The organism is Tunicatimonas sp., assembly GCF_049647865.1.
In the GTDB taxonomy this organism is placed as follows: domain Bacteria; phylum Bacteroidota; class Bacteroidia; order Cytophagales; family Cyclobacteriaceae; genus Tunicatimonas.
The window spans coordinates 1-9,060 of the sequence record NZ_JBARYM010000403.1 but is presented as its reverse complement, the minus strand read 5'-3'; the positions used below and the strand labels follow the sequence as shown (position 1 = coordinate 9,060).

Sequence of the window (9,060 nt, the reverse complement as noted above, 5' to 3'; positions counted from 1 at the left end):
GCTTCCGGGGCAGGGATAATACCTTCAGCTTGCGCAAACTGAATTCCGGCCTCAAAGCACTCCAATTGCTGGTGCGATCGCGCTTCAATCATTTGATCTTTCAGTAGTTGACTAACTACCACGCCCGCGCCGTGGTAACGCAAACCACCCGCGTGAATAGGAGCGGGTACGAAATTATGCCCTAGTGTATACATTGGTAGCAGCGGAGTCATACCAATGGTATCGCCAAAATCGTAGCGAAAAACTCCTTTGGTTAGTTTAGGGCAAGAAGCGGGTTCACTAGCAATACAGCGAATATTTTTACCTTCTTTTAGGTTGTACCGAAGAAATGGAAACGCAATTCCGGCAAAGTTAGAACCACCGCCAAACGGAGCCACTACCACATCGGGAAAATCGCCCGCTTTTTCCATCTGAAGAACGGCTTCCTGACCAATGATCGTTTGGTGCATGAGTACGTGGTTCAGTACGCTACCTAGTGCGTACTTGGTATGTTCATCAGTAACCGCGCGCTCTACTGCCTCTGAAATAGCAGTACCTAAACTACCCGGTGAGTTGGGATGCTTAGACAGTACTTTACGACCAGCTTCGGTCTTATCGCTTGGGGAAGCAATAACGCTGGCTCCCCAGGTATTCATCATAATCTTTCGGTAGGGCTTTTGGTGATAGCTGATTTTAACCATGTACACTTCACACTCAATACCAAAGTGCTGACAAGCAAAACTCAGAGCACTACCCCATTGGCCGGCTCCGGTTTCTGTGGTGATTCGCTTAACCCCTTCCTGTTTACTGTAATACGCCTGGGCAATCGCCGTGTTCGGTTTGTGCGAACCTGAGGGGCTAGTTCCTTCATATTTGTAGTAAATTTTAGCGGGAGTGTCCAACGCTTTTTCCAGACCGTAAGCTCGGTATAGGGGGGTAGGGCGCCATATTGAATACAGGTGCCTAACTTCGTCAGGGATAGTAACCCACTTCTCAGGAGTAACTTCCTGCTTAATCAATTCCATAGGAAACAGCGGAGCTAGCGCATCGGGGCCAATGGGTTGTTGCGTCTGAGGATGCAGGGGTGGTAACGGTTTATTAGGCATATCGGCCACAATGTTGTACCAATTTTCAGGCATCTCCGCTTCAGATAATAAAAATTTTCTTTGTTTAGTCATGCAGGTTAGTGATTTACAAATTACTCAAACCCCTAAAATACAAAGTTTTTTATAACCCAAAAGGGCGTATTTTAGCAGTGAACTTCTTGTGAGACTAAAATGGGTTAGAATAGAAGTCAGTCAACTGGTTTGGTCATTTAATGAACAGCTTTCAGCTAAATGTAGAACAATCAAGTAGATTGTTGGTATAATTACTTGTGACTAACAGCTAATACATTGGTAAGCTGTTTGGAAGGTTTCGGCGGAAAAAGTTTGCTAAATAAGTATAAAATAGTCAAAAAAAAGTTAAACTGCCACTACGCACTATTTAATTGACGTAACCCTTTAATCTAATCTAAGCAAAGTCATGGTATTGATGATCGATGATGATGATGATACGTTGGAAATCTATCGGTTATTGATCGAGAAAACAACGTACGTTGATCGGTTTGTTACTAAAAATAATCCGTATCAAGCATTGCAGTGGTTGAAAGAGAGAGCCTCTAATCCTAAATTGTTTCCCCGCTACATTTTGCTAGATCTTAATATGCCCGAACTGAATGGTATTGAGTTTCTTCAAGTTTTTGAAAATGAAATTAATTATAGCGAACTCAAGACAAAGGTGGTTGTGCTTACCAGTTCGGTGCGAGAAAGAGAACGACGCGAAGCTTTAAAATACCCCAGTGTTAGTGAGTTCATCAGCAAACCTCTGCCCAAGGAGAAGTTAATTGAATTCCTCTCGGCTGAATCTCAATCCGATAAATTTTAAAAGCTGAATGTTAGCTTACGCGCCTGTACGGGTTAAAACAGCAAAACAGAAAGCTAATATATTCATCTTTAAGCTAAACTATATTTACTAAGGCTAAAAATGAATTCTACTGAATAGAGGAAGCTATAAGACTTCAGCTTCAAAGGTATCGCCTTGCGAAGGATCACCAGTTTCGTAACCTTTGCGAAACCAACGCATTCGCTGTTCGGAGGTGCCGTGGGTAAATGCATCGGGTACCACACGACCCTGGGATTGTTTTTGCAAACGATCGTCGCCAATAGCATTAGCCGCTCGTAGTGCTTCCTCAATATCACCTTGCTCCAAAATATCAAACATTCGGTCGGCATGGTGAGCCCAAACGCCTGCTAGAAAATCAGCTTGTAACTCCAATTTTACGGATAGTCTATTGTATTCAGCTTGGCTAATTTGCCCTCGTTGAGACTGAACCTGACGACTGATACCCAATAGGTTCTGAATGTGATGACCTACTTCATGAGCAATTACGTAAGCCATTGCAAAATCGCCGCTAGCTCCTAATCGTTCACTTAACGTTCGCTGAAAACTCAAATCGATATAAACCTTATTATCAGCAGGGCAATAAAAAGGACCGGTAGCTGCTTGCGCAAAACCACAAGCCGATTGTACCTGTCCGGTAAATAATACTAGCACAGGTTCCTGGTAATCTTGTCCCTGTTGCTGAAAAAGCTTGTTCCATACATCCTCAGTGTCAGCTAACACCACTTTTACAAATTGAGCTAACTGATCTTCTTCAGGATTGGTAGGAGTGGTGGTTTGGGAAGCAGGTACACCGCCACCGGCGTCTACTTGTAATAAATCGGTAAGATCACCTCCACCAAAAAGTAAGCTAAGAATAATTAGAACGATAGTTCCTAAACCGCCCCCTAGGGCTACTTTCTTTCCCCGACTGCCTCGTCGGTCTTCAACATTGGTGCTTTGTCTTCTACCTTGCCAGCGCATAGTTTAAAAAGTTTGGTATGTTAGTATAATTAGTTTGTTATACTCAGAGTTGGTGAGTCAAATCATAACTCCACACTATACGTAACTAATTTCTCACAGAAAGTTCTAAATAAGAAAAAGGAAATATTACAAGAAGATCAAATAAAAAACCCTCCCACCCGAAGGTGGAAGGGAAAAATAAAGTACTCCGTAGGGGAATCGAACCCCTGTTACCAGGATGAAAACCTGGCGTCCTAACCCCTAGACGAACGGAGCAGCTAATTTTTGAGAGTGCAAATATAGAAGTAGCTTTTTAGATTATCAAAAAAACTAACAAAATTTGCGATGCACTGCTATATATCTGCTTTATTTCATAATTTCGCTACTCTAACACGCGATTGAGGCAACAAGTTTTCCCAAACTTAGTATAATTTTTTAGTAGGCTCTAGTGGTTTGCTTCACATTATTTATTTACCCGATTATTCATTTATTAAATAACCATCAACTATGAAAGTTGCTATTAACGGATTTGGACGAATAGGACGCCTAACCTTCCGCAACCTGCTGAACAACAAAAATGTAGAGGTAGTTGCCATCAACGATCTTACCGATAACGAAACCTTAGCTCACCTATTAAAGTACGATTCAGCCCACGGGCGCTTCCCCGGAGAGGTAACTGCCGACGGCGAATCGCTGACAGTGAACGGCAAGCGAATATCAGTGTACGCTGAACGCGATCCGGAAAAGCTACCTTGGGCGAAGCATGAAGTAGATATCGTATTAGAATCTACTGGTATTTTTCGTGATGAAGCCGGAGCGGGCAAGCATTTGACTGCCGGAGCCAAAAAAGTAATTATTTCGGCCCCGGCAAAAGGTGGTATTAAAACCATAGTGCTAGGTGTGAACGATGACTCGCTAAATGGTGAAGCAGATATTCTTTCCAATGCTTCTTGTACTACCAACTGTTTGGCTCCCATGGCTAAGATCATTCATGAGAAGTTTACCATTGAGAAAGGTTTCATCACCACCATTCACGCCTATACCGCTGATCAGCGCTTGCAAGATGCTCCCCACAGTGATCTACGGCGAGCCCGAGCGGCCGCAGTTAATATCGTACCTACGACTACCGGAGCGGCCAAAGCGGTGGGTTTAGTACTGCCTGATCTGAAAGGAAAGCTAGACGGAAATGCAGTGCGTGTACCGACTATCACTGGTTCGTTGACTGATCTTACTTGTTTAGTAAGTAAAGAGACAACGAAGGAAGAAGTGAACGCTGCCATGAAAGAAGCGGCGGACGGTCCCCTGAAAGGCATTTTGGAGTATACTGAAGACCCCTTGGTATCTTCAGATATTATCGGTAGCCCGTACTCTTGTGTCTTTGACGCCGACTCCACCAATACCAACGGAAAACTAGTAAAAGTGCTAGGTTGGTATGATAATGAGGCCGGTTATTCCGCTCGTTCGGCTGATTTAATTGCCCGCGTAGGCGGTATGATGTAAGAGCAACTCCGTAAATGATTATAATAGCAAGCTAGAGAAATCTGGCTTGCTATTTCTTTAATAAGCTCTTACTAATGCTCTATATCACCAACTAAAACTAGGGCATAATCTACTTAGACTATTGTTCATAGTAGCTTAGAACACTATCTCCGATTTTGATGACTTCTGGATTATTTGTTAAGTAGCCAAAGTAATATAAAGCTTTAACAGTTTTGGCGTAATCGACCCCCTTCTCTGTTCCTAAAAATGCTTCACCTCCTGGGTATACTCTAGTATTCCCGTCAGTAGAAATCTTTCCGCTATTGTCAATTCTACTAAGCTGCCATTCGGCCGCCCTTGTGATGGCTCCTTTTAAATTTCCTTTCATAGTTTCTTCTTCAACAAAAGTAAAAAGCTCCATAGCTAATTTAAGAGCTACCCCGTTGTAACTGGAGTCCCACCCACCCCCTTCAATGAAATAACCCTGCTGTTGATCAATAAGATCTAAAGCAGCTTCTATAAATTCAAAGCCAACGGTTTGAGCGTCAGTTCTTTCTAGGTATTTACCTAGGCAATAGTAAGCCAATGCATCAAACAATAACCGATTAGGAGCTTTGGCATCGTATTGAAGCAGAATATGTTGCTTGCTTATTAAATAGTCCAAGGTTTTTTCAATAGGAAGGGAGTACATAGCTACTTCTTCTTTAAACTGTTGTGCTTCGGAACTAGAAGTGTACCAAGGTGAGGTTTCAAGACTTAACAGCGCAATACCCAGACTACTAGCAAAAAATGCAGTTGCACTTACTAAATCTCCTTCTGATGGTGGCTGGTAATCGGGTGAATTTAGGAGTTCTGCTGGTGGAGAGAACTCAAAATTACCACCATCCAATTGATGGTTAAAAGAATATTCAACCGTATTAACAAACTGTTCGAGTGCGTCAGTCCTAGTAGTTGTAATGGCAAAATCAGAAACGGACGACATCGCCAGTTGAAAACGAACGTGAAAATAACTACCTCTATTTCTTCCAAGGGCACCATTAGCCGCAGGTTTCTCAACAGCAATACCAAGTTTATCTTCCCCTATTAAGGACAAAAGATCATTATAAGAATAGTCATTTACTATTTCGAGAGAATTTGCTTCAGATCCGGTACCTACTTCATCGTCACTGGAACAACCGATGAAAAGTAGTACGAAAGGTATTAGAATTGATTTTATATCCACACTTCTTAGTTTACTTGTTTAACACATGCTACTAATATGAAGGCTGAATTGTGTAAGCTATTCTGAGTGATTTATCTTATCTGCTGCAAGCATCAAATTTCGTGCTTGTTAACTACTGAATTGATTCTTATCCATTGAGAAAACTTTTATCTTAAATACTACTTCCGCACAATCATAAAAGTAACCCGGCGGTTTTTGCGGCGCTCTTCTTCAATAGCGTTGCTGCTAAGGGGTTGGGTTCCGCCGTAGCCTTTGGCCGTAATTTGTTCGGCATTAGCTCCCTGTTGAATCAAGTACTCCCGGACGGCTTCGGCTCGTTGACTGGATAGCTTTATGTTTAAGTCGGCTCGGCCTCGGTTGTCGGTATGGCCGCCCACTTCAATGGCTACTTCAGGGTTTTCGCCTAAAAATTCTACCACTTCATCCAACCGTTCGCCGGAGCCGGGAAGCATATCCGCTGTGCCTCGGTCGAACAATACATTTTCTAAATTAACCGTAGAGCCTACCTCTATGGGAGTAAGTTGGTAGTTACGCTCCAATGTGCTTGCTTCGGTAGTTTCGGCTAACAGAAGTTTATCTCGTTGGCGAATAAAGCCTTCTGCTACTATGGATAATTCGTAGTTGTCATTCAACGGTAATGAAACGCTAAACGTGCCCTGCGCATCCGTTTGTATAGTTTCAACCAATGTAGTGTCATTACGCACCGAGCGGACAACCAATTCAGCATTTAGTGGCTGCTGGGCTTTTTCATTGAGCACTTTTCCTTGAATAGTAGCCATTAGTGTCTCGGGTTCTTCTTCCGGAACCTCCTCAATTACTTCGGGCTCAGGTTCAGTGAAAGTTTCAACTACGGATGGAGTAATCACTATCGGCTCTTCTTCAGGAATATCCAGGGTAGAATCGGCTTCTGCTAGCATTTCTTCTTCCGGATTAATGCGAACTTTTACGATGTCAGCCATCCCATCACTATTCTGCGTAGATGATAAGTAAGCAAAATCACCGTTCTTCGGAATGTTATAATATAATTCAGTGCCGGGAGTGTTTACCGATGCGCCTAGGTTCTTAGGGTTTGACCAACTTCGCCACGACTCATCCAACCGTACCGACATAAAAATATCGCGACTACCGAAGCCTTCGTACCCGTTGCTGGCAAAAAACAATGTTTTTCCATCTGGTGCTAAGAAGGGGGTCATCTCTTGGTATTCGGTATTGATGTCGTTGCCTATGTTCTTAGGTTCAGACCAAGAGCCGTCGTTCTGCCGAAACAAAACGTACAAGTCTTCGGCTCCCCGCGAGTCGTAAGATTGTAAGGCAGTAAGCATAATTTGACTACTAGCGTGTAAAGAACCACTTTGGTGCTTAGACTTGGTATAGAAGTAAGGAATCTTCACAGCCTGAGGAGTATTCCACTGGTTTTTTTGACCACTGGTTGTAGAAACCCCCTGAGTAGTTGGTTGTTTGTTTCTATCTAGATAGTGCCCGTGAACGTAAGCCGTTCGCTCATCGGCAAAACCAATAACTCCGTTGTAAAAGCGATTATTGATGGTTTTTCCTCCGTGAATAGCTACTCCCCACTGACCGTCGGCTTGCAGATCACTGTACCAAATATCGCCCGGATCGGTTACACCACCTACGTTCTGCGGATGATACTGCCGGACAAAATACAATGTCTGCCCGTCAGCACTGAGCACCGGAGCCACCTCATTCGCCGATGAATTAAGATTTCCTTCCAATTTCTCGTGTTCTTCTTGGGCATAGACGGCAAAATGAAAGCAGGTTAAAAGTAGAAGAAAAGTATGTCTCATAGGTCAAATCTTCGAGGCAATTAGCAATGAGTAATGAAAAGTATGGTTAAATCATTGTTCACTGCTAACTGTTCATTGCTCATGGTTGAAGGTTAATTTTAAGCCACAATAATCGTACAACCAAGTCTTATCTAAATCAATTCACTGGGGTTTACTGGCAATTCAGATAGGAAGTGATATTTTTGGCAGCTTAACCAAGCCTACTACCCCCTAACTATGGATTTATTTAAGCTGCGGGAAAACCAAACTACCGTACGTACCGAAGTAGTCGCCGGACTGACCACCTTCTTCACGATGGCTTACATTATCTTCGTGAATCCCAGTATTTTGCAGCAGGCTGGAATGGATTTTAACGCGGTATTAATTGCTACCTGCGTAGCTGCGGCAGTAGGCACATTGATGATGGCCTTAGTTGCGAACTACCCGTTCGCTCAAGCACCTGGTATGGGGCTAAACGCTTTTTTTACCTTCACCGTGGTGCTGCAAAATGGCTTCACCTGGCAGCAGGGTTTAGCGATTGTATTCATTTCGGGAGTACTATTTATCATTCTGACAGTTACTGGCGCTCGTTCGGTCATTGTGCGAGCATTGCCTGCCGCTGTGCGCTACGCCATCCCCGCCGGCATTGGTTTGTTTATTACACTAATCGGTTTGAACAATGCCGGAATCGTTCGGATGAACCAGGGACCCATTATTGATATTATTTTGGGAGCCGAAACGCTAGAAGCTGAGGCACTCATTGGGCAAATTCAGCAAGCTCCGCCCCAAATTCTGGAGATGGGCAATCTAGGCTCTCCTTCGGTACTGGTTGCCTGTATTGGCCTAATTATCATTGGCGTACTGTACGCCTTGCGAGTGCCGGGCGGGATTCTATTTAGCATCGTTCTCACTACGGTAGTCGGGCTACTGTTTGGCATCACTCAGCTTCCTGAAAGTATGAGTATGGCCAATGTCAATCTATCTGAGACCTGGTTTCAACTGGATTTCGCCGGATTGTTTAATACCAAGACCCACAGTATAGGTCAAGTGATCGCAACCCTTTTGGTGGTGATTATTTCTTTTTCAATGGTAGATTTATTTGATACCATCGGTACGCTTATTGGCACTGCCGACAAGGCAGGATTTTTGGACGAACAGGGGAACTTGCCCCGTATGAAACGATCATTACTGGCGGATGCCTTAGCGACTACCTTCGGGGCGTTACTGGGAACCTCTACGGTAACCACCTACATTGAAAGCAACGCCGGAATAGTAGCCGGAGGAAGAACCGGGCTTACGGCATTGGTGGTAGCTATCCTATTTTTGCTTTCTATCTTTTTGGCCCCACTGGCTGGTGTAGTTCCTGCTGCCGCTACGGCTCCTGCACTGATTCTCGTCGGAATGCTCATGATGCAATCCATTCAAAAGATAAACTTTAACAATTTTGACGAAGCCCTTCCTGCATTTTTAACAATGGTGCTGATGCCCTTTACCTATAGTATTGCTAATGGCATCGCTGCCGGAATTATCTTCTACGTGTTGATTAAAGTGGTGAAAGGAAAGTTTAGTGAGATACCAATTGCCCTTTACTTATTGGCAGGTTTATTTGTGCTGAAATTTATTCTATAAAGAAACAAGTACGTAAACTAAATAACATAACTGATGGATTTACAGAAAAATAAGAAAAACGCCATAGCTTTCTACAAGACCGCT

7 protein-coding genes and 1 tRNA gene are annotated in these 9,060 nt (G+C 43.5%); 3 read left to right on the top strand and 5 right to left on the bottom strand.

The genetic code is table 11. From position 1 onward, the window contains the following. Positions 1-1,157, bottom strand: a 1,157-nt coding sequence (locus WBA23_RS12070; RefSeq protein ID WP_424582532.1) for a TrpB-like pyridoxal phosphate-dependent enzyme, incomplete at its 3' end; no start/stop codon positions are given. A 346-nt stretch (positions 1,158-1,503) separates the two neighbouring features. On the opposite strand from WBA23_RS12070, the gene WBA23_RS12065 reads away from it, so the two are divergent. After that, entirely contained in the window at positions 1,504-1,905 is a 402-nt protein-coding gene (locus WBA23_RS12065; protein WP_424582531.1) for a response regulator, read from the top strand. A 123-nt stretch (positions 1,906-2,028) separates the two neighbouring features. On the opposite strand, the gene ypfJ is transcribed toward WBA23_RS12065, so the two are convergent. Together ypfJ and WBA23_RS12055 are read right to left on the bottom strand one after the other, a co-directional pair. Continuing rightward, complete coding sequence (ypfJ, locus tag WBA23_RS12060; protein ID WP_424582530.1) at positions 2,029-2,883, bottom strand: KPN_02809 family neutral zinc metallopeptidase; 855 nt, start codon at positions 2,881-2,883, stop codon at positions 2,029-2,031. A gap of 183 nt (positions 2,884-3,066) precedes the next feature. Next, positions 3,067-3,138, bottom strand: a tRNA-Glu gene (locus tag WBA23_RS12055). Between the two features lie 231 nt (positions 3,139-3,369). Here WBA23_RS12055 and gap point away from each other — a divergent pair. Continuing rightward, positions 3,370-4,362, top strand: coding sequence for a type I glyceraldehyde-3-phosphate dehydrogenase (gene gap, locus WBA23_RS12050; RefSeq protein ID WP_424582529.1), 993 nt, complete (start codon positions 3,370-3,372; stop codon positions 4,360-4,362). 118 nt (positions 4,363-4,480) lie between these two features. Here gap and WBA23_RS12045 read toward each other — a convergent pair whose 3' ends face one another. Both WBA23_RS12045 and WBA23_RS12040 read right to left on the bottom strand, forming a co-directional pair. Next, positions 4,481-5,563: a hypothetical protein gene (locus WBA23_RS12045; protein WP_424582528.1), complete on the bottom strand. Its 1,083-nt coding sequence runs from the start codon at positions 5,561-5,563 to the stop codon at positions 4,481-4,483. A 158-nt stretch (positions 5,564-5,721) separates the two neighbouring features. After that, positions 5,722-7,368, bottom strand: a complete 1,647-nt coding sequence (locus tag WBA23_RS12040; RefSeq protein ID WP_424582527.1) for an OmpA family protein — start codon at positions 7,366-7,368, stop codon at positions 5,722-5,724. 216 nt (positions 7,369-7,584) lie between these two features. Here WBA23_RS12040 and WBA23_RS12035 point away from each other — a divergent pair, with 216 nt between their 5' ends. After that, positions 7,585-8,976 (top strand): NCS2 family permease, encoded by a 1,392-nt coding sequence (locus tag WBA23_RS12035; RefSeq protein ID WP_424582526.1) that lies wholly within the window; start codon positions 7,585-7,587, stop codon positions 8,974-8,976. Positions 8,977-9,060: the final 84 nt, after the last annotated feature.

Coding starts and splice junctions, on each gene's coding strand:
- WBA23_RS12065 (WP_424582531.1), top strand. CDS start 1,504: ATGGTATTGATGATCGATGATGATGATGATACGTTGGAAATCTATCGG.
- ypfJ (WP_424582530.1), bottom strand. CDS start 2,883: ATGCGCTGGCAAGGTAGAAGACAAAGCACCAATGTTGAAGACCGACGA.
- gap (WP_424582529.1), top strand. CDS start 3,370: ATGAAAGTTGCTATTAACGGATTTGGACGAATAGGACGCCTAACCTTC.
- WBA23_RS12040 (WP_424582527.1), bottom strand. CDS start 7,368: ATGAGACATACTTTTCTTCTACTTTTAACCTGCTTTCATTTTGCCGTC.
- WBA23_RS12035 (WP_424582526.1), top strand. CDS start 7,585: ATGGATTTATTTAAGCTGCGGGAAAACCAAACTACCGTACGTACCGAA.